Annotated in this window: 20 protein-coding genes, 1 pseudogene and 1 riboswitch; of the genes and pseudogenes, 9 read left to right on the forward strand and 12 right to left on the reverse strand. The window is 66.7% G+C overall.

What is annotated here, in order from left to right:
* Positions 1-8 precede the first annotated feature (8 nt).
* The 3 genes from U5775_RS08500 to U5775_RS08510 all read right to left on the reverse strand — a co-directional run bounded on the left by U5775_RS08500 (position 9) and on the right by U5775_RS08510 (position 1,990).
* Complete coding sequence (locus tag U5775_RS08500) at positions 9-698, reverse strand: histidine ABC transporter permease HisQ (RefSeq protein WP_322057668.1); 690 nt, start codon at positions 696-698, stop codon at positions 9-11.
* Between the two features lie 314 nt (positions 699-1,012).
* Complete coding sequence (locus tag U5775_RS08505) at positions 1,013-1,756, reverse strand: CbtA family protein (protein ID WP_322057669.1); 744 nt, start codon at positions 1,754-1,756, stop codon at positions 1,013-1,015.
* Positions 1,757-1,768: 12 nt separating this feature from the next.
* Complete coding sequence (locus U5775_RS08510; protein WP_322057670.1) at positions 1,769-1,990, reverse strand: CbtB domain-containing protein; 222 nt, start codon at positions 1,988-1,990, stop codon at positions 1,769-1,771.
* Between the two features lie 89 nt (positions 1,991-2,079).
* A riboswitch (cobalamin riboswitch) is annotated at positions 2,080-2,172 on the reverse strand.
* 127 nt (positions 2,173-2,299) lie between these two features.
* Between U5775_RS08510 and U5775_RS08515 the strand changes: the two genes are divergently transcribed.
* Both U5775_RS08515 and U5775_RS08520 read left to right on the forward strand, forming a co-directional pair.
* Positions 2,300-2,917 carry a histidine phosphatase family protein gene (locus U5775_RS08515; protein ID WP_322057671.1) on the forward strand — a complete coding sequence of 206 codons (618 nt, stop codon included), beginning with the start codon at positions 2,300-2,302 and terminating at the stop codon, positions 2,915-2,917.
* Positions 2,918-3,005: 88 nt separating this feature from the next.
* Positions 3,006-3,323, forward strand: coding sequence for an AbrB/MazE/SpoVT family DNA-binding domain-containing protein (locus U5775_RS08520; RefSeq protein WP_322057672.1), 318 nt, complete (start codon positions 3,006-3,008; stop codon positions 3,321-3,323).
* Positions 3,324-3,327: 4 nt separating this feature from the next.
* Here U5775_RS08520 and U5775_RS08525 read toward each other — a convergent pair whose 3' ends face one another.
* The 6 genes from U5775_RS08525 to hpnI all read right to left on the reverse strand — a co-directional run bounded on the left by U5775_RS08525 (position 3,328) and on the right by hpnI (position 10,175).
* Positions 3,328-4,416: a patatin-like phospholipase family protein gene (locus tag U5775_RS08525; protein WP_322057711.1), complete on the reverse strand. Its 1,089-nt coding sequence runs from the start codon at positions 4,414-4,416 to the stop codon at positions 3,328-3,330.
* 92 nt (positions 4,417-4,508) lie between these two features.
* A complete protein-coding gene (locus tag U5775_RS08530; protein WP_322057712.1) occupies positions 4,509-5,090 on the reverse strand; it encodes a hypothetical protein in 582 nt (193 codons plus the stop codon).
* A 117-nt stretch (positions 5,091-5,207) separates the two neighbouring features.
* The gene (locus U5775_RS08535; RefSeq protein ID WP_322057713.1) at positions 5,208-6,311 is read right to left on the reverse strand and encodes a lysylphosphatidylglycerol synthase domain-containing protein; all 1,104 of its coding nucleotides are present in this window, start codon (positions 6,309-6,311) and stop codon (positions 5,208-5,210) included.
* Positions 6,305-7,282: a hopanoid biosynthesis-associated protein HpnK gene (hpnK, locus tag U5775_RS08540; RefSeq protein ID WP_322057673.1), complete on the reverse strand. Its 978-nt coding sequence runs from the start codon at positions 7,280-7,282 to the stop codon at positions 6,305-6,307. The genes U5775_RS08535 and hpnK overlap by 7 nt, the downstream gene beginning before the upstream one ends.
* Entirely contained in the window at positions 7,279-8,700 is a 1,422-nt protein-coding gene (hpnJ, locus tag U5775_RS08545; protein WP_322057674.1) for a hopanoid biosynthesis associated radical SAM protein HpnJ, read from the reverse strand. Before hpnJ ends, hpnK begins: the two co-directional genes overlap by 4 nt.
* A gap of 155 nt (positions 8,701-8,855) precedes the next feature.
* Positions 8,856-10,175, reverse strand: coding sequence for a bacteriohopanetetrol glucosamine biosynthesis glycosyltransferase HpnI (hpnI, locus tag U5775_RS08550; RefSeq protein WP_322057675.1), 1,320 nt, complete (start codon positions 10,173-10,175; stop codon positions 8,856-8,858).
* Positions 10,176-10,842: 667 nt separating this feature from the next.
* Between hpnI and U5775_RS08555 the strand changes: the two genes are divergently transcribed.
* On the forward strand, positions 10,843-11,904 hold the full coding sequence (locus U5775_RS08555) for an LLM class flavin-dependent oxidoreductase (protein WP_415913541.1): 1,062 nt from the start codon (positions 10,843-10,845) through the stop codon (positions 11,902-11,904).
* On the opposite strand, the gene U5775_RS08560 is transcribed toward U5775_RS08555, so the two are convergent.
* Entirely contained in the window at positions 11,867-12,424 is a 558-nt protein-coding gene (locus U5775_RS08560) for a type VI secretion system tube protein Hcp (RefSeq protein WP_322057677.1), read from the reverse strand. The genes U5775_RS08555 and U5775_RS08560 overlap by 38 nt on opposite strands.
* 195 nt (positions 12,425-12,619) lie before the next feature.
* A pseudogene (locus tag U5775_RS08565) lies at positions 12,620-12,769 on the reverse strand (alpha/beta hydrolase); the annotation flags it as partial.
* A 58-nt stretch (positions 12,770-12,827) separates the two neighbouring features.
* Between U5775_RS08565 and U5775_RS08570 the strand changes: the two are divergent.
* Positions 12,828-13,088 (forward strand): hypothetical protein, encoded by a 261-nt coding sequence (locus U5775_RS08570; protein ID WP_322057678.1) that lies wholly within the window; start codon positions 12,828-12,830, stop codon positions 13,086-13,088.
* Here the strand turns inward: U5775_RS08570 and U5775_RS08575 are convergent.
* Positions 13,040-14,143, reverse strand: coding sequence for an alpha/beta hydrolase (locus U5775_RS08575; RefSeq protein ID WP_322057679.1), 1,104 nt, complete (start codon positions 14,141-14,143; stop codon positions 13,040-13,042). The genes U5775_RS08570 and U5775_RS08575 overlap by 49 nt on opposite strands.
* A gap of 405 nt (positions 14,144-14,548) precedes the next feature.
* On the opposite strand from U5775_RS08575, the gene glgC reads away from it, so the two are divergent.
* From glgC to U5775_RS08600, 5 genes are all read left to right on the forward strand, one after another.
* Positions 14,549-15,820: a glucose-1-phosphate adenylyltransferase gene (glgC, locus tag U5775_RS08580; RefSeq protein ID WP_322057680.1), complete on the forward strand. Its 1,272-nt coding sequence runs from the start codon at positions 14,549-14,551 to the stop codon at positions 15,818-15,820.
* A gap of 121 nt (positions 15,821-15,941) precedes the next feature.
* Complete coding sequence (gene glgA, locus U5775_RS08585; protein WP_322057681.1) at positions 15,942-17,444, forward strand: glycogen synthase GlgA; 1,503 nt, start codon at positions 15,942-15,944, stop codon at positions 17,442-17,444.
* Between the two features lie 111 nt (positions 17,445-17,555).
* Positions 17,556-18,431: a pyridoxal kinase PdxY gene (pdxY, locus tag U5775_RS08590; protein ID WP_322057682.1), complete on the forward strand. Its 876-nt coding sequence runs from the start codon at positions 17,556-17,558 to the stop codon at positions 18,429-18,431.
* A gap of 135 nt (positions 18,432-18,566) precedes the next feature.
* A complete protein-coding gene (locus U5775_RS08595) occupies positions 18,567-19,028 on the forward strand; it encodes a hypothetical protein (protein ID WP_322057683.1) in 462 nt (153 codons plus the stop codon).
* Between the two features lie 160 nt (positions 19,029-19,188).
* Positions 19,189-20,439, forward strand: a complete 1,251-nt coding sequence (locus tag U5775_RS08600) for a branched-chain amino acid ABC transporter substrate-binding protein (RefSeq protein ID WP_322057684.1) — start codon at positions 19,189-19,191, stop codon at positions 20,437-20,439.
* Positions 20,440-20,470: the final 31 nt, after the last annotated feature.

Genomic DNA, 20,470 nt, shown 5'->3' on the forward strand with positions numbered 1-20,470 from the left:
CCCCGGTGTCACAGTTGCGCGTGGCGCACGCCCACGGAATAGCGGCGTTCGAGCCAGATCAGCGCGAAGTTCGAAATGGTGGTGATCGCGAGATAGATGAGCGCCGCGACCAGCAGGAAGAAGAACAGGTTGAAGGTGCTGCGGCCCGCGTCCTGCGCGGCCTTCACGACGTCGGCGAGCCCGATGATCGAGACCAGCGCCGTCGCCTTCACGAGCACCTGCCAGTTATTGCCGATGCCGGGCAGCGCAAAGCGCATCATCTGCGGAAACAGGATGCGCGCGAACACGCGCGCGCCGCTCATGCCGTAGGCGTGGCCCGCTTCGAGCTGGCCGCGCGGCACGGAGAGAAACGCGCCGCGGAAGGTCTCCGTGAAGTACGCGCCGTAGATGAAGCCGAGCGTGAGTACGCCCGCCACGAACGGGTCGATGTCGATCTGCGCCATGCCGAGCGCGTCGGTGGCCTCGTTCACGCCGATCTGGATGCTGTAGAACAGCAGCAGCATCAGCACGAGATCGGGCACCGAGCGGATCAACGTGGTGTAGGCCGTCGCGCAGGCTGCGAGCGGACGGTTGAACGAGAGCTTCGCCGCCGCCCCCACGAGGCCGAGCAGCACGGCCACGCCGAGCGAGAGCAGCGAAAGTTCGATCGTCTGGATCGTGCCGGCGAGCAGCACCGGGCCAAAGCCGTAGAGCATCACGCGCGTCTCCGTGAACAGGTTATCGACGCGCCGGGCAATGCCGCGGGCGCCGTTTGGAAGAGGTGCGCGGATGGTCGCAGCGCAAAATGGAATGCTCAAACGCGCACGCCGCTCGTGCTGCAATGCAACATGCGCGCGCATCGCCCATCTGGCCGGCGTTTTGGCCCGCGCCGTCAGGGGCGCGATGAATTTGAAAGCCGAAATAACAACGGCCGGCCAAGCGTGGCGTTTTCACAAGTTTCGGGTCGCTTTTTCGATAGAAGCGGCGGACCCTTGCGTGAGGCGTCTTCCCGGACGACCGGCGCGCGCGAGGCTTACGCGCCGCGCGCCGCCAGCCTGCGCGAAGCCGCGCTCGCGCCTTCCAGGCGCTCGACCAGCGCGCCGAACAACAGGCCGATGGTGGTCCAGAGGATCGCCTGCATACCGATCGAAACCGTGCGGAACTTCCACAGCAGCACGGCCGGAAACGCGGCGGGCACTTCGTTGATCGTCGGCAGCGCGAGCTGGATCGCGCCGATAACGACCACGAACAGCACGAGCGCGACGATCGACGCGTTCCAGACGCCGTGGCGCGGCACGAGCGCGGCGCGCACCTTGAGCGAGAACACCGAGACGGCAACGGAGATCGCGATCATCAGGAAGAACAGCCCGGTGCGCATGCCGATGGTGTCGGGGTCGCCGACCGACGGCGGGTTGGCCGGATATTTGATGTTCGGCACCATGTAGAACGCGACGAAGGCCGCCAGCGCGAGCCACACGGAGAGCGCGCGTGCCGGGATCGGGCCCGTGCGTCCGCGCGCATACGCGAACACGAGCGCGAAGATCCCGCCGATCGACGCGCCATAGACCATCACGCCCGTGAAGAGCCCGTAGCTCGCCTGGGTCGCGCGGCTCACGATTTCCGGCTCGGGCGCCTCGCCCTTGGCGGCATCGGCTTTTTCCTCGAACGAGATGGCCTGATCGACCTGCGGCTCGCCCACCACCCTGGCGAACGAGAACGTGAGCAACCCCGCGGCGATGCCTGCGAGCATGCCGCGTATCAACAGCTTGCCTACCATGTCAGCTCCCGGTCAGTGGCACGGAAAGCCGAGCAGATGGCGGCCGTCGTGAACGAATTCGTGGACGTACATGCCCGGGAAGATCGACGTCGCGCCCTGCTCGGCGCCGACGAAGTAGAGCGCCAGCAACAGCATGAGGCCGACGAAGACGGCCCAGGGCAGGATCTCGCGCAGGGGGATGGGTACGGGCGTAGCGGCCGGCACGTGCGCCGGACGGAATGCGGCTTCGGACATGATGACTTCTCCTGGGGTTACGCGCCCCGTTAGTCGCTGGATGGATAGCTGGTATAGCTAGCTGGTGGGTCCCGATACATGACACACGGGTCTGGCTTCCGTGGCTTCGAAACATCGGCGTTCGGCGTTTCGAAGGCGAGCGGTTACAGTGGCGCGACCGTGCCGGAGTTGCACCGGCTTCCGCGTGTCGGGGGAGCCTGTATTCTACGCGCTGAGCCGGCCTTGCGTGGGCCGAATGCAAGGCAGGAACAAGGCGGATGTAAACGAACGATGTGAGCGCCATGAACGATGGGCGGGGGGAACTGGCCGATGCCGGGAACGACAATCTGGCTGGTGTGTCATGCAGCCGATGCCGCGTTGCGGGCGGGGACGTTTCCTCGCGCACCGGACGCGGACGACAACGAAGAAGAACACACGCTCGATGCGCGCGCGGGCGAAGCGATCGACGCGTGGCGCGCGCGCTGGCAGACGCTGCTAGTGAGCGCCGACGCTGCAGCGCTACGCGCTTTGACGAGCCCCGCCGCCATCGCCCGCGCGAGCGCACAGGCGGCCGGCTTCGTCCCCGAGCGCGCCGATGCGCTCACCGACGCCGCCTACGGCGCATGGCAAGGCCGGCGCCTCGCCGATGTCGCGCGCGAAGCGCCCGAGGCGCTTGCGGCCTGGACGCGCGATCCGGCCTTCAGGCCGCCCGGCGGCGGCGAGTCGTTCGATGGCGTGCGCTCACGCGTGGCGGCGTGGCTCGACGCGCTGCCCGAGGCGGAGAAAACCGTGGTGGCGTTCACGCATGCGCCGGTGATCCGCGCGGCGGTCCTGCATGCGCTGGACGCGCCTTCGGCATCGTTCCGGCGCGTGGAGATCGCGCCGCTTTCGGTGACGGTGCTGCGACGGACAACGCAGGGATGGGTGTGGCTCGCGGATGGGTTTTGAGGACGAAGGAAACGCTGCGCCGGCAAGCCGTTCCGCGAGAGACAAGATCATGTTTCAAAATTGTCTATACGTGCTGAGATGAGCGACCATGCTCGGCGAGGCAGCCGTTTGCGAGCTGAAAGAGAGGCCGACCATGACAATCCAGACTCTGAGACGTTGGGGAAACAGCCTGGCGGTGCGCATTCCGGCGGACATGGCCGCCAGACTGCGCATAACGGAAGGACAAACTATCGAAGTGGATGTCGAAGACAGAGCCATCACAGTCCTGCCTCATACGTCGATCCGCGCCTTCTCGCGCACAAGGTATTTGCAGCAGTTGCGTGCGGGAAGGCGGGAACAACACCCGCTCATCGATTTCGGCGTGCCCCACGAGCCGAAAACTGGAGGCGGAGGATCCAGTCCGTAGCCCCCTACTCCAACCCCAACTGCGCCTTGATCGCGGGCAGCATGTACTGCACGGCCGCGCGTCCTTCTGCGATGGCCGGCTCGGCGCGATGAAAGTCGAAGATCCCCATGCCGCCCAGGCGCGGCTGGATCAGCACGTCGGCCGGCTCGCCCGCCAGCCGGCTGCGCGTGATGCGCACCTGCATGATGTCGATGCTCTGGGCAATCGAGCTCAGCAACGAAGGCACGCGCGCGTTGGGCCGCGGCGCCACGCGCACGTCCGGGCCGCCCAGCGTGCCCGGCCCCGAGGGCTGCAGCCAGCGCGGAAACGGCTTGCCGTTGCGGCGCAGCAGCGGCGCGGGCGGCGTTGACCCCGCATCGGCCTGTGCATCTACAGGCAAATCGGCCTGTACGTCCAACTGCCCGTCCAACTGCGCATCTAGCGGCAGTTCCGGCTCCGCGCCAGCAGCCAGATCCCGCGCCGCAGCCGCAACCTCGGCCGGCGTTTCGCGCGGCACGGTATCGATTGCGCCGCCCAGGTCGCGGCCATTGAGGATGTCGTGATTGAGGTCGATGGCGATCACCGTGTCGGCGCGCATCGCGCGCGCGGCCGAGACCGGCACCGGATTGCTGAGCCCGCCGTCGACGAGCCAGACGCCGTCGTGCCAGATCGGCGTGAACAGGCCCGGAATCGCAATCGACGCGCGCACCGCGTCCACCACGCCGCCCTCGCGCAACCAGACTTCGCGGCCCGTGTCGAGCTCGGTGGCCACGGCCGTGAACGGCATCGCGAGTTCGTCGATCGCGCACCCGTTGAACTGCTTCGCGAACAGGTCGATCACCTTGCGTCCGCCCAGCAGCCCGCCGGAAAAGCGCAAGTCGAGCAGCCGCACCACCGTCTGCCACGTGAGCTTGCCGACCCATTCCTCGAGCCAGTCGAGATCGCCGTTCGCGTAGACGGCGCCCACCAGCGCGCCGATCGAGGTGCCGCACACCACGTCGGGCTTGATGCCCGCTTCCTCGAGCGCGCGTATGGCGCCGATATGCGCCCAGCCGCGCGCCGCCCCGCCACCGAGCACGAGTCCCACGCGCGGCGGACGCCGACGATGCATCATCATGCGCACCTCCCGCGTTCGCCCGTTATTCCCACGAATTTGTTCATCATTTCGTCCCGTACTTGCACGCCCGATATCAAGTACCCGATGCCCTAATGCCCGCGAATCACGTCGGAGCGCGAGGTCGTCGAAACCCGGCCGTCCGGCCCGAAGTGCACATTGAAATACGCTTCCGGCGTGACGCCCCCTTCGAGCCACTTCCAGCTCCACACCGTTTCCTGCTTGAGCCGGTACGCGGCCACCTGGCCCGGCTTGCCGAGCAGGCGCCGCACGTCGTCCTGGCTCTCGCCGATGCGCACCTTCGCGAAGTTCTCGGCGGTGAGCACCTGGGTGATCGCCACGAGCCGCCCGTTGGGTCCGATGTCGACCATGTAGGTCTTGAGCCCCTGCGGGCCGCGCGGATATTCGAGCCGCCGCGAGCCGTCGTCGAATACGCGCTCGGTCTCGGGCTTGCCCATCTGCTCGCGCACCTGGTCGAGCGTCGAGACGCCGGGCGTCAGGCCCTTGAGCAGGAGCGTGTCGGGTTTCACCGAGTCGAAGAAGGCCTTGAGCGTCTGCCGGAGGGCGTCGAGCATGGAGTCGATCTGGCGGTCGTCGCAACCCGAAAGCGTGAGCGCCGCCAGTGCGGCGCACGCCACGGCAAGCGAGCGCGTGAATGAAAAAGTGGGCGACATAGCCTGGCTGGACAGTGGCTGCGCATCGCGAGGCGTCACGACGACACCGGCGAAGCGACGCTTCCCGCGCACGCCGGGCCAGCGGCTCAGCATGCGCTTACATCCCACAATGTACCGTCAATGCGGCTCGTCGTGGCGTGCCGCCGGCTCCCGATGCGGCGCGCGCGCCACGCGAGCGCGGGCCACGGCGGCCGGCAACGCTTCGTGGGCGGCCGCCGCCTGCCTGCCGTCGCGCGCCGAGCGGCGCGTGCGCACGATCTCGGCGGCCTGCCAGGAAAGCAGCGCGAGCACGCCGAACACCACCTCGCGCATGCGCTTGACGAGCGCGAGCGAGAACGCCACCTCCGGGCTCACGCCGAACAACTGCGCGAGCAGCACCACCGCGACTTCCTGGACGCCGAGACCCGCCGGCACCATGAAGGCCGCGTGGCGCACGGCCTGGGTGATGGCTTCGATCGCGAGCGCCTCGCCCACCGTGACCGGATGACCGAGCAGCGCGAGCGCCCACCACGTCTCGAAGGCGCCGAGCATGTAGCCGCCGAGCTGCCAGAAGAACGCGCGGAACATCAGGCCGGTGCGCGACATGAGGCGGTCGAGATCGGCGTCGAGCTGCTGGCCGTCGAGACCCATCATGAGCGAATTGTCCGTGCCGAAAAGGCGCGCGGCCCAGCGCTCGATCGCATGGAACACCCCGCCGCGACGCAGCAGGAAGACCGCGAGCACGGGCAGCGGCGCCGTCAATACCAGCGCGAGCGCGATCGTGACGATGGTGCGCAGCGACCCGCCGTCGCCCGTCGCGGCCACGATCAGCACGACGCCGAGCGCCGAGAACGCGTACTGCACGGCAATCGTCACGAATACCTCGACGATCACCGAGGCCGTGACCTGGCTTGCGTCGCCGGCGCCGCGCAGCTTCCAGCGCGCGAGCCGCACGCCGACGATCTCGCCGCCCACGCCCACCACGGGCAGCAGACGGTTGACGGCCTCGCGCACGGTCGCGACCCACCAGAGGAAACTGAGCGGCGCGCGCTTGTCGAGCAGGAGGCGCCACGCGTGCGCATCGAGCAGCAGCGGCAACGCGTGGAACGGCACGAGCCAGAGGAGCACCGGACCCGCCGTGCCGATCACGCGCACCACGTCGCGCGCACCGTCGTGCACGGCCAGGCCGATCAGGATCGCGATCCCGACCGGCAAGCCCAGCCATTGAAGCCACTTCATGATGATGCCTGTGTCTCGCGGGGGAGCGCGCGTGTGTCGCCCGGTGCGGGGGAGTTTGCCGCCACCGGTTCACCGGGGTGCCCACCAAAAAACACATCGGTGAAGCCGCCGTGGCGCACGCCCGAGCGCTTGAGCGCCTCGGCCACGCGCGGCGAAATCAGCGCGCCGAGTTCGTCGGCATGGCGATACGCGTGCATCGACGCCGTGATCGGCCCCTCGCCCGCCGCCGGCGCTTCGGCCGGATGGCAGTAGATCTCGCCGACGCCCTGCGGCGGCAGATGCGCGAGCGCTTCGAGCAGCACCGCTTCGTCCATCGCGCCGGTCCTGGCGATACCCACGACGTAATCGTTATGCGCAACGCCCGCACGCGAAAGACGCGCGCGCACAAGCGCGAGCCAGGGCTTGAGCGCAAACGGCGCACCGGCCTCCAGCGGCAGGCGCATCGCACGCAAGCCGTACTCGCGGCCAATCGAGAGGATCAGCGACAGCACCGTGGGATGCAGATGGAAATGCTTGTGCGTGTTCACGTGATCGAGCGCGAGCCCGGTCGCCGCGAACGCCTCGAACTGCGCGCGGATCTCGCGCGCGAGCTGGGCGCGCACGTGCGGCAGGAAGAAGAAGCGAATGCCGTCGCGGACCATGTTGTCGCCGAAGCGGCCATCGGCGTCCACCAACGCCGGAATCTGCGTGCGCGGCAGCATCGCCGCGCCGTCGGCGAGCACCAGATGCAGCCCCACGCGCAGGTCCGGCAGTCGCCGCGCGCGCGCCACCGCGTCCGCGGCGGCAGGCGCCGCAACCATCAGGCTCGCGGCGTTGAGCACACCGTCGCGATGCGCGCGCTCGACCGCCGCGTTGACCCGCTCGTGCAAGCCGAAGTCGTCGGCCGTGAAAATCAGCGCGCAGCCATCGCCCGCTCCGCGCGCGGCTTTCCCGGCGTCTGGGGCAGCGTCCGCGCGCTGCGGCGCATCCATCATGCCTCGTGGGCGCGCAGGAAGCGGAAGAACTCCACGCCTTCGCGCAGACGGCGCTTCATCATGTCCCAGCTCGTGAGCATTTCGCGCACGATTTCCCAGATCTTCGACGGACGGAAATAGAACTGGCGATAGAACTGCTCGAGATGGTGATAGATCTCGTCGCGCGACAGATGCGGATAGCCGATCGCCGCGAGCTGCACGCCTTCCTTGCTCACCAGGTTGATGGTCTTGTTCTCTTCCATCCAGCCGTTTTCGACGGCCTGCTTGTAGAGCGTCGTGCCCGGATACGGCGCGGCGAGCGAGACCTGGATCGTGTGCGGATTGATTTCCTTCGCGTACTCGATGGTCTTCTTGATCGTTTCCGGCGTCTCGCCGGGCAGGCCGAGAATGAAGGTGCCGTGAATCTTGATGCCGAGCTTCTTGCAATCGGCGCTGAAGCGGCGCGCAAAGTCCGTGCGCACGCCCTTCTTGATGTTCACGAGGATCTGGTCGTCGCCCGATTCGAAGCCGACGAGCAGCAGGCGCAGGCCGTTTTCCTTCATGACCTTGAGCGTCTTGTACGGCACGTTCGCCTTCGCGTTGCACGACCACGTCATGCCGAGCTTGCCGAGGCCGATCGCGATGGCTTCGGCGCGCGGCAGGTCGTCGGTGAAGGTGTCGTCGTCGAACATCAGCTCCTTGACTTCCGGCATGTTGTCGCGAATCCACTTCGCTTCGGCGATCACGTTCTCGACCGAGCGCGTGCGGTAGCGGTGGCCGCTGACCGTCTGCGGCCACAGGCAGAACGTGCAGCGCGACTTGCAGCCGCGGCCCGTGTAGATCGACACGTACGGGTAGTTCAGATAGCCGATGAAGTAGTTGTCGATCTTCAAATCGCGCTTGTAGATGGGCGCGACGAACGGCAGCTCGTCCATGTTCTCGAGGATCGGACGCGCTTCGTTGTGCTCGATCGAGCCGTCCTTCGCGCGCCAGCTCAAGCCCTTGATCTCGGCGAACGGCTTGCCTTCGGCGATTTCCTTGCAGGTGAAGTCGAATTCCTCGCGGCAGACGAAGTCGATGGCTTCGGTCGCCGTGAGCGAGTTGTGCGGATCGACCATCACCTTCGCACCCACCATGCCGACGATCAGCGACGGCTTGCGCTTCTTGAGGTCCTGCGCGAAGAGCGCGTCGGTCGGAAACGACGGCGTGCTCGTGTGGATGATCACAAGGTCGTAGTCCATCGCGATCTTGAGCGTTTCTTCAACGCCGATGCCGTCGGCCGGCGCATCGAGCACGCGGCTGTCCGGCACGAGGGCCGCGGGCTGTGCGAGCCAGGTCGGATACCAGAACGAGCGGATCTCGCGCTTCGCCTGATAGCGCGAGCCTGCGCCACCATCGAAACCGTCATAGGACGGGGCCTGCAAAAACAGCGTTTTCATGAGATGAGTGCTCCGGCAACCCGCTTCTTTGTTAGCGGGTCATGAATGAACGATTGCGCATGCGCGCCGGCTAAGGCCAGCGCTCATGCGCGACAAATGGGTTTTGCGCCCCGGGTTTCAGCCCCCGGGCGCTTCGATCTGATGCCCCGGCCGCTTCAGCGGCCTTCCGATACCTCGACAGCCGCCCGGCGCCGCGTGGCGCTCACGCGCGCTTCGCCGCCCGCGCCCGGCAGCCTGGCCACCCCGCTCATTTCGGCCGCAGCGACGCTGTCGGGGTTGGCGACCGGTACGCGCACGCCGCGCCAGATGACATGCGAGCCGAACGCGGCGGCCAGCCACTGCAGCAACAGGAGCGCGTCGCGCAGCGGCACCAGTGGCAAATCGCGCCAGAACTCCGCCAGGCTCGAACTGCTGCGCGCATGCAGCGCCAACCGCGCGATGATACCGCCAACCGTACTGGTCCCGAGCGCGGCCAGCGCCGCCCGCATGCCGGCGCCGGGAGCCGCCGCGCCGACGCTCGCGAGGAGCAGCCAGTGCGCGAGCGCGCCGAGCACGAGCCACGGCGAGGTGAACGTGATGAACAGCGACGCGAACCCGGCCGGATTGACCGAGCGGATCGTGCGCAGCCAGCGCGTCTCGCGCAGCCACAGCGTGCGGAAGGTCGGCTCGATCACATCGGTGGCGACCAGCACCGGCGCCAGCACCGTCGCGAGACCGTGATCGCGCGCGAAGCGGGCGAGCTGATAGTCGTCGGCGAGACAGTCCTTGAGCGCCTCGAAGCCGCCGATGCGCTCGAGCGTGCCGCGCGAGAGCGTAAGCGTCGCGCCGAAGCCGAACGCACGCGAGCCCGTGGAATGCGCGACGCGCACCGAAGGCGCAAACCATTCGTTGATGAAGAGCGCGCCCACGCGCGGCCAGAAGCCGCCGACGCTGCGCGCGCTGTACAGGCAGGTGACCACGCCCACTTGCGGGTCGGCGAGCGGCGCGGTGACGATCTCGAGATAGTCGGGCTCGACGGCGATGTCGCTGTCGGCGACGATCAGCACATCGTGGCGCGCATGCGCCGCCATGTTGATGAGATTGCTGACCTTCAGGTTGCTGCCGTGCACGCGCGCGTCGATCACGAGCGCGATGTCATGGCCCGGATACGCGGCCTGCAGCCGCTTCACGACCGCAATGGCCGGATCCCTCGGCGACGACACGCCGAAGATCAGCTGATAGCGCGGATGGTGCTGCTCGCAGAAGGTGGCGAGATTTTCGTAGAGACGGGGCTCGGCGCCGCACAGCGGCTTGAGCACGCTGACCGTTAGCGGCGTGCGCGCGCGGGCGCGCCGCGCCGCCTCGCGCACCTGGGCGAGGGAGCCGAGACGCGGCATCGTCAGCGCGGCGCTGATGGCGTAGAAGGTGGCCGCGCAGCACAGCGCGATCACGAGCCACCATGCCGGTGGCCACAGAAAGACTGGCGCCGCCGTCATGCCGCGGTGCCTCGCGCATCGCGCGCAACGGCCCCACAACCGGAATCGGCGGACCGCGATGCCGCCGCGGTGCAAACGCGCGGCGCGCTGGTCAGCTCAAGCGTGTCGCCTGCTACCATTTGCCCTATCCTGAATATCACAAAAAAACACGCGCATCGTAGCTGCGCCGCATATTTGCCGCCATACCACTTGGCAGACGGCTCCGCATTTTCTTGAGGCTGCGCAAATCAATCGCCGGATTGATTAGACGTTACTCAAATAGAAGGCACGGATTGCACCGCTCGCGCCCTGATTCAAAGGCGAAAATTGTAGCAGCAACGCCCCTTTGCCGCTTCCGCAACCCTCGCAAAAATGCTTCTCATCCTTGCAAAAACGGCAATTATTTCACGCCGTCCACGATGAGCTTCCAATACGATCCATTTCTGAAATATTTGGTAAGAATATTGAAAAGTGTTTTTAACGAGATTGAATCTGGATTTTGCGGAAGCGCATGGAAATTCGTATAAACAAGAATAATTACGATTCAATTTAAAAATAATTTTCGGAGAAACTGAAACCACGTAAGGCGCATGGGTTAGCGGAGGCCGTCAGCAGGATCCGGAGTGCTTTGGCACAATGGCCCCCACCTTGCGCCTGGCTTGCAGCCGCCCCGCCGCCCTCGCGGTGCATTCGGGGACCCGGCTCGCGCGGCCGCGCTTCACGAACCCCGGAACACTATCCGCCCATGAGTGCCCGCATGATCCCCTTCTCCGTCCTCGATCTCTCGCCGGTGCCCGCCGGCTCGAACGCCGGCGCCGCGCTGCGCAACACGCTCGACCTCGCGCAGCATGCCGAGCAATGGGGCTACCACCGCTACTGGCTCGCCGAGCACCACAACATGACGGGCATCGCCAGCGCCGCCACCTCGGTCGTGATCGGCCACGTGGCGGGCGGCACGCGCACGATCCGCGTGGGCTCGGGCGGCATCATGCTGCCCAACCACGCGCCGCTGGTGATCGCCGAGCAATTCGGCACGCTCGAGGCGCTCTATCCGGGCCGCATCGACCTCGGACTCGGGCGGGCGCCCGGCACGGACCAGACCACGGCGCGCGCGCTGCGCCGCGATCTGCAGGCGAGCGCCGAAGCCTTCCCCGACGACGTCGCCGAGTTGCAGCGGCTCTTCGGCGATCCCGTCGAAGGCCAGCGCGTGCGCGCGGTGCCGGGCGCCGGGCTGCACGTGCCGATCTATATCCTCGGTTCGAGCCTCTACGGTGCGCAACTGGCCGCGGCGATGGGCCTGCCGTTCGCGTTCGCCTCGCACTTCGCGCCCGATCACCTGCTCACCGCGCTGCGCGTTTATCGCTCGCAGTTCCGCCCCTCGGCCACGCTTGCGAAACCGCATGCGATGGTGGGCGTGAACGTGTTCGCCGCTGAAACCGACGACGAGGCGCGGTTGTTGTTCACCTCGTTGCAGCAGCAGTTCGTGAATCTGCGGCGCGGCACGCCGGGGCAGCTCCCGCCGCCGGTGGCGCAGATAGCGGCGAGCGAATTCGAGCTGTCGGGTGTCGCGCATTCGCTCGCGTGCTCGGTGGTGGGCGACCGCGCGAGCGTGCGTGCCGGGCTCGCTTCCGTGATCGAGCAGACCGGCGCGGACGAGCTCATCGTCACCGCGCAGATTTACGATCACGCGAAGCGCCTGCGCTCGTTTGAGATTACCGCTGAGGTGCGCTCGGAGATGGCTGCTTCCTGATTGATGCGGTTGGTGTGATTGAAGCGGGATGGGCTGAGGCGGCAGGATCAGTCGAAGCCGATCTGGCTACGCGAGGCGTGAGCGAAGCTGAGGAGGCGGACTGCTTCGAGCAGTATGAGCACGATATGGAATTGTGTAGTGCGCTCGTAGTCCGATGGGCGGTTCTCGCGGTCGCGCCCTTTGTGAGCAAAATTTCAATGCCTGCTTCGTTGACGCGATACCAACTAAGCACGGCCTCACTAAATGTCTCACCACGCGAGATTGCGCGATAAAGAACAGGCGTGGCCTTATCAATATCCTTTTCAATCGAAAGCGGTTGATGCACTCGGGAACCGGTCAGCCGCCCGGTGTTCCCATCAATTGGCGCGTGCATGCCGTGCACCACGCTTAGCACTTCAATGCTGCCCTCACGGCCCATCACTTCGCTTGAACCTCGGATCGGGGTGCCGTCTCCGCCTTTCAACCACAGATACAGGGGTGAGGCCATATAGGTGCTCCTGCCTTGTGAAAAGAACGCCATATGTAGCCGCTTTGCTGCGTGCGGTATATGACGCTTGACAAAAGTTCATGCTCTGTCGGATTTTTCAATTTGCCCCTCGTATGGGGCGTAACCCACGGGAGCATGGCAATGAAACTGATGGTAAGCAATGAGGAGAAAACTCGGTGAGGGTAATTGTCGATCACGACAACGTGAATGACTTCACGCTCGATGCGGGCGAATGCCGTCAGCGCTCGTCTTCAGCTCGCGCGCATACCAGTCGTCCACCGAAAGCGAAGGCACGCCCTTGGCCTTCCAGTCCTCGGGCCCGATCGGATTTACGAGCACCAGTTGCTCGGTCTCGCGCGGATACATCAGCCCATAACGCGGCGGGCTTGCTCGGCATTGTTATTCGCAACTCTTCGGAGCCTAGCCCAGTAAGGATTTGAGAGATTTCGACGAAAAGCTGTCCGAACTGCGCTCTGATTTGCGATCGATCGCCCTTGATCATACTCGGCCAGGGTTTGAGCGAAATACAGGTGTGCCGCAGGCAGAAAAACAGGTGCTTCGCGGATTTCCGGTAAAAGACAGCTACTGCCTGTCCGCCAGCACGCTCCTCGGCAGTTGCGGTGGCGGGCCGGAAATCCGTTTGAACGTTCAGCGATTCGTCGGCATCGCTGCCAACCAGTCCAGCAGCGCCTTATGAAATGCCTGCGGGTCCTGAATCTGCGGCGCGTGCCCAAGCTCTGGGAATTCAACCAGCGTCGCGTGCGGAATCGCTTTCGCGGCCGTCTTACCGAGTTCCGGGTAATGACCAAGCTTTGCGCGCACTTCCGGTGGCGAAAAGTCCTTGCCGATCGCGGTCGTGTCCTTGTCGCCGATCATCAGCAGCGTCGGCATCTGCAACTGGCCGAGTTCGTATATCACCGGCTGCGTGTAGATCATGTCGTAGAGCAGCGCTGAATCCCACGCCACCTGCGCCTTCCCTGGTCCCCGATACATGCCCGCAAGCATCTGCACCCACGGCTCGTACGCCGGACGCCACCGGCCCGCGTAGTAGGTCGCTTGCTCGTAGCGGCGGATACTGTCCGCCGTCGTCTTCAGTTCGCGCGCATACCAGTCGTCGACCGATATCGACGGCACGCCCTTTGCCTTCCAGTCCTCGAGCCCGATCGGGTCGACCAGCACCAGTTGCTGCGTCTCGCCCGGGTACATCAATGCATAGCGGATCGCGAGCATGCCGCCGGTCGAATGGCCGATAAGCGTCGCTTGCGTGATGCCCAGCGATTCGAGCAGCGCGTGCGTGTTGCGCGCAAGCTGCTGGAAGCTGAACTGGTACGCGGCGGGTTTGCTCGATTTGCAAAAGCCGATCTGGTCCGGCGCGATCACGCGATAGCCGGCATTGGTGAGCCGCGTGATCGTCTCGTCCCACGTGGCGGCGCAGAAGTTCTTGCCGTGCAGCAGGACTGCTACGCGACCGTTGGGTGGGGTCTGGCCCACCGGCTGCACATCCATATAGGCCATGTGCAGCGTCTGACCTTGCGACGTGAAGCTGAAGTCATGCACCGGATGCGGATAGCTGAAGCCCTGCAGCTCGGGACCATAGGTAGGGGCGTCGGGCGGCGTGGTCGCCGTCGTATTCTCCACGGACGCTGCCGCAGCGGACGGCGCGTTCGCGCCGCTTCCGGCGGCACAGGCGGCAAGACCGAATGCGGCAGCGCAGCAGGCGGCGATGGCGAAAAGCTTGCGTATCGGGAACATGGGCAATGTCGTCGTGAGCGGTGTGAGTTCGCGCGCGGCCGAGGCTTTAAGGCCCGGCGCGCGCGATGGGCGGCGCGTCAGCGATTCTAGCCGCCATGCGCGCCGCGTGCGGGCAGCGCAGCAATCTTGCGATACGCCCCGCGCTGGCGCGACGATCCAGGCAAGCAGTTTGCTGCTCCCGCGCGAGCGCCGTCCGCTGGCGCGCTGTGCAGCGAATTCGCGCAACGCGGCTTTCGGTGCTAGAACAGTCAATGCGCGGTCACAAAAACGACGCCGACGGCGGGCCGATGACGTCCCAGCGACGTCCCAGCGACATCCCGGCAACACGCCAGCGACGTTCCAGCGTCACGCACGCCGAGCGACCCGGATCCGGCGACACCCCGGGGGCACAACAAGGAGACGATCATGGAAACTCCGGCAAGCCTCAACGACCTGCAGCGCACCACGCTCGCCATCGTGCTCGCGGGCGGACGCGGCACGCGCCTCGGCCCGCTCACCAACAAGCGCGTGAAGCCGGCGGTCTACTTCGGCGGCAAGTACCGCATCATCGACTTCGCGCTCTCGAACTGCCTGAACTCGGGCATCCGCCGCATCGCCGTCGTCACGCAATACAAGGCGCATTCGCTGCTGCGCCACATGCAGCGCGGCTGGGGCTTCCTGCGCGGCGAATTCAACGAATTCGTCGACCTCTGGCCCGCCCAGCAGCGCGTGGAAGGCGCGCACTGGTATCGCGGCACCGCCGACGCCGTCTACCAGAATCTCGACATCATCCGCTCGATCTCGCCGAAATACGTGATCGTGCTGGCCGGCGACCACATCTACAAGATGGATTACACGCGCATGGTGGCCGACCACGCCGCGAGCGGCGCCGACTGCACGGTGGGCTGCATCGAGGTGCCGCGCCTCGATGCGCGCGCGTTCGGCGTGATGGCCGTGGACGAGTCGCGCCGCGTCACGGGCTTCGTCGAGAAGCCCGACGACCCGCCCGCGATGCCGGGCCGCCCCGACATCGCGCTCGCGAGCATGGGCATCTACGTGTTCGAGACCGCCTATCTCTTCAAGCAACTCGAGGAGAACATCTCGCGCAGCGCCACCGACCACGACTTCGGCAAGGACATCATTCCGCGCGTGGTCACCGAAGGCCACGTGATCGCGCATCCGTTCAGCCTGTCGTGCGTCTCGTCCGATCCGAACGCCGAGCCCTACTGGCGCGACGTGGGCACCATCGACGCCTACTGGTCGGCCAATCTCGACCTCGCCTCGACGATTCCCGCACTCGATCTCTACGACCGCAACTGGCCCATCTGGACCTATCAGGAACAACTGCCTCCCGCCAAGTTCGTGCGCGACCTGAATGGCCTGCAAGGCTCGGGCACCAACCTGATCGTCTGCGGCGGCAGCGTGATCTCGGGCTCGCAGATCTCGCGCTCGGTGATCTCGTCGAATGTGGTCGTGAAGTCGTTCTGCAACATTGCCGAGGCAGTCTTGTTGCCGGAGGTGAGCGTGGGCGCGAGCTGCCGGCTGCGCAAGGTGGTGGTGGACCGCGGCTGCGCGATCCCCGACGGCACCGTGATCGGCGAGGACCCCAAGCTCGACGGCGAGCGCTTCTACCGTACCGAGAACGGCGTCGTGCTGGTCACCGACGAGATGCTGAGGAAGCTCGGGCACGGCGGCTGAGCGGCGCGGCGGAGCCCGTGGCGCGCGTGCGCACCGCCACTCACCGAGCAAACGATCAACGAACGCCCATCAACGAAAAATCAACGAACACTCGCGCCAGCCAGCAAAGGACCCCAGACCGATGACGATCCGCGTCCTGCATGTAGCCAGCGAGCTCTATCCGCTGCTCAAGACCGGCGGTCTCGCCGATGTCACCGCCGCGCTGCCCGTCGCGCTGATCGAGCAAGGCGCCGATGCGCGCGTCCTGCTGCCGGGTTTCGCGAGCGTGGCCGCGGGACTCGCCGATCTGCGGCCGGTCGCGCGCCTCTCGCGCAGCTTCGGCGCGCCCGAGGCCTCGCTCGAGCTGGGCCGCCTGCCGGGCAGCGAGCTGCCTGTCTACATGATCCGCGCCGACGCGCTCTACGACCGGCCCGGCAACCCCTATCTCGATGCCGAGCAGGTGCCCTACGGCGACAACGCCCAGCGCTTCGCGCTGCTCGGCTGGGCCGCGGCCGAGCTCGCGCAGCACGCCGATCCGGACTGGGCGCCGCGCATCGTGCACGCGCACGACTGGCATGCGGGGCTCGCGCCGGCCTATCTGCGCGCCGCCGCGCGCGCACGCGGCCACGGCGATCCTCACTCCCCGCTATCGTCGTCATCATCGCCCCGGGCAGGCGTGCGCAGTGTCTTCACGATCCACAACCTCGCCTACCAGGGCATTTTCCCGGCCCAGCAATTCGACCTGCTGGGGCTGCCCGCCGACTTCTTCGACATGCACGGCGTCGAGTTCTACGGTCAGCTTTCATTTCTGAAAGCCGGCCTCTATTTCGCCGACAAGATCACGACGGTGAGCCCGACCTACGCGCGCGAGATCCAGACCGTCGCCCAGGGCTGCGGCCTCGAAGCGCTGCTCAAGGGGCGCGCGCACGATCTCCTGGGCATCCTGAACGGCGTCGACTACGCGATCTGGAATCCGGCCCACGACGACGCCATCGCCACGCATTACTCGAGCGCGCATATGAGCGGCAAGCAGCGCTGCAAGACCGCGCTGCAGACGCACCTGAAGCTCGCGCAACGGCACGATGCGCCGCTGTTCGGCGTGGTGAGCCGCCTCACCGAGCAAAAAGGCCTCGACCTGCTGCTCGGCGCGCTGCCCGAAATCGTCGCGCGCGGCGGTCAGCTCGTGGTGCTCGGCACCGGCGACGCGAGCCTCGAACAAGGCTTCACGCGCGCGGCGCGCCAGCATCCCGACGCCGTGGCGGTCGAGCTCGGCTTCGACGAGACGCTCGCGCACGCGATCGTCGCGGGCGCCGACGTCATGGTGGTGCCCTCGCGCTTCGAGCCGTGCGGGCTCACGCAGCTCTACGCGCTCGCCTATGGCGCGCTGCCGCTCGTGCATCGCGTGGGCGGTCTCGCCGACACCGTGGTCGACACCTCGCTGGAAAATCTCGCCGATGGCCTCGCCACCGGCTTCGTATTCGAGCGCTTCGAGCCCGACGCGCTCGCGGCCGCGATCCGCCGCGCTTTCGCGCTCTATGCGCGCAGCCACGACTGGCGCGAGACGCGCGCGCGCGGCATGGAGCAGGATTTCGGCTGGGCCGCTTCGGCGCAGCGCTACATGGCGCTCTATCGCGAACTGGCCTGAAAGCGAGACTCCTGAACGCAACACTGCACCCACGCGGCCATCGACTGGGCGCGGCGAATTCGGTTATCGTTGCTGCACCGCGCGAATTTTCGCGCCCTCCACAGAACGCCCATGAAAAACGTTTTGAGCATCCAGTCGCACGTCGTGTTCGGCCATGCGGGCAACAGCGCCGCTGTGTTCCCGATGCGCCGCCTCGGCGTGAACGTATGGCCGCTCAATACCGTGCAGTTCTCGAACCACACGCAGTATGGCCACTGGAGCGGCAGCGCGATCGACGCCGAGCAGATGGTGGAGCTCGTCGAAGGCATCGGCGCGATCGGCGTATTGCCGCGCTGCGATGCGGTGCTCTCGGGCTACCTCGGCGCGCCCGAGCAGGCGCAGGCCGTGATCGACATCGTGCGCGCCGTGAAGGCCGCCAACCCGCAGGCGCGCTACTTCTGCGACCCGGTGATGGGCACCGTCAACAGCAACGGCAGCGGCTGCAAGGTCGAGCCCGGCATCCAGGAGTTTCTGGTCCAGTACATGCCCGAAGTGGCCGACGCGCTGATGCCGAACCACAGCGAGCTGCAACGGCTCGTCGGGCGCGAGATCGAGACCGCCGAAGAGGCCGTCGACGCCTGCCGCGAACTGCTCCAGCGCGGGCCGAAGCTCGTGCTCGTGAAGCATCTGCTCGATCGCAACAGCCAGGCGGACACCTTCAACATGCTCGTCGTGAGCGAGCGCGAGGCGTGGCTCGGCCAGCGCCCGCTCTATCACTTCGCGCGCCAGCCCGTGGGCGTGGGCGACATCACGAGCGCCATCTTCGTCGCGCGCCTGATGAACGGCGACGCGCTGCGTCCCGCCTTCGAGCACACGCTCGCCGCCGTGAACGCGGTCGTGAAGACCACCTACGACGCGGGGCGCTACGAGCTGGAGATCGTCGCGGCGCAGGACCAGATCGCGCGGCCGCGCGAGTGGTTCGACGCCTGGGCCATCGACATGGGCTGAATGCGTGGGCTAACTGAACAGACTAACTGAGCGGCCGCGCGTCCTATAATGCGATCCGCATGCGCCCTGTGCGCCTGAGCATTCGCGCACCCGGGCGCCGCGCCCACCGTTAGTCGTTAGTGAAGAGATTGACCGATGTCCCACCCTATCCGCAGCGAACAGGAAGAGTATTTCGAGCAGTTGTGCCTTGCCGTCGACGCCGGCGAGACGCACGAGCAGGAAGCGATCGAATACTTCGAAGAGCAAAGCCATGAAGCCGATTTCGATGCCGCCCAGTGGCTCGACATCGCGCTTTATCATGCGCCCGAAGTGGCGCGCGGCATCATCGACCTCGTCGACGAGGAAGACCGCCAGCGCAGCGACATCGCGCAGACCATCGCCGACAACCTCGACATCGCCTATGGCGACGAAGACTGCGAGCGCTTCGAGGCAATCGTGCGCCTCGCACTCTCCAACGGCGTGCCCGTCGACCTCGACGTCGTGCTCGACGGCTGCAACCGCGCCCTCGACGACCTCGAAGGCTGGGCGAACGAAGACACCATGGCGCCGCTCGTGCGCCTGCGCGAAACCCTCCTCGCCATGCAAGCGGAGCGTTGAGCACGTGGCGCGCGGTGGCGAGCCGGCACGCTGACTTCAAACGCAAGCGCGCCTGAAAAACGGCACCGCAGCACGCTACGCTACACTGCACGGCAGACCGCACGGCCCGCAGCACGACAGACCGGCAACGTAAAAGAACACCTCCGCGTCAGGAGTCACGATGAGACCGCGCCCCACGCCGCCACGCCGCCCGCCCGGCGCCCCGCCCCGCCCGTTGGCGCTTGAGCGGCCCCCGCCTGCCCGCCCGTCGCGGCGCCGCGCGCTCTTCGCCATCGTGCTCGGCGCGCTTTCGTGCGTGCTCGCGTCGGCGCCCGGCAGCGCCGCGCGCGCGGCCGGGCCGCTCACCGTGCGCATCGGCTTTGTCGCGCCGCTGACCGGCGAGTACGCGGACTATGGCCACGATCTGCAAAACGGCGTCCAGCTCGCCATCGACGAAGCCAATGTGCAGGGCGTGAAGATCGGCGATCAGACGGCGCACTTCGAGCTCGTCTCCATCGACGATCGCGCCGATCCGCGCGGCGGTCTGCAAGCCGCCGCGCAACTCACGAACCAGAACGTGACGGCCGTGGTCGGCCACTTCAACTCGGGCACGGCAATCCCGGCCTCGCGCATCTACGAAAGCGCCGGCATCCCGATGATCGACCCCGCCGCGACCAATCCGGTCATCACTTCGCAGGGCTTTGCCAACGTCTTCGCGGTGATCTCGAACGACGCGCAGAACGCGGGCATTGCGGGCGCGTGGGCCGTCGACGTGATGAAGGCGCGGCGCATCGCCATCGTCGATGACCGCAGCGCGTTCGGCCAGGGCGAGGCCGACGTGTTCGAGCGCACCGTGAAGGCGCACGGCGGCACCGTGGTCGCGCGCGAGTTCGCGGCGAGCGACACGAGCGACGCCATCGACTTCGGCCCGCAGCTCGCGCGCATCAAGGCCGCCGACGCCGACCTGCTCTACTTCGGCGGCCTCGCGCGCCAGGCGGCGGCGCTCGTGAAGCAGATGAAGGCGCGCAGCATGCGCGCGCAGTTCGTGGGCGGCGGCGGCGTGGCGTTTCCCGAATTCGTGCGGCTCGCGGGCCCCGCGGGCGAAGGCGCGCTCGCGTGGGAATATGGCCGCCCGCTCGCGCAACTGCCCGATGGGCCGGCCTTCGCGCAGCGCTTCAAGAGCCGCTTCGGCACCGACGTGCTCGCCTACGCGCCGTTCGGCTATGACGCCGCCTGGGCGGCCATTCACGCGATGACGGCGGCGAAGTCGGCGAATCCCGATCTCTGGCGCGGCGCGCTCAGGACGCTGTCCTTCGCGGGGGTCACGGGCCGCATCGCCTTCGACGAGCACGGCGCGCTCAAGAACGGCGCCTCGACGCTCTATCAGGTGAAGCAGGGCGCATGGGTGCCGGTGATGACGCGCGGCGGCTGAAGCCGGTCCGCGCGCGGCGCTCGAGCCCGCT

The organism is Paraburkholderia sp. J63, from assembly GCF_905220245.1.
Taxonomy (GTDB): domain Bacteria; phylum Pseudomonadota; class Gammaproteobacteria; order Burkholderiales; family Burkholderiaceae; genus Paraburkholderia.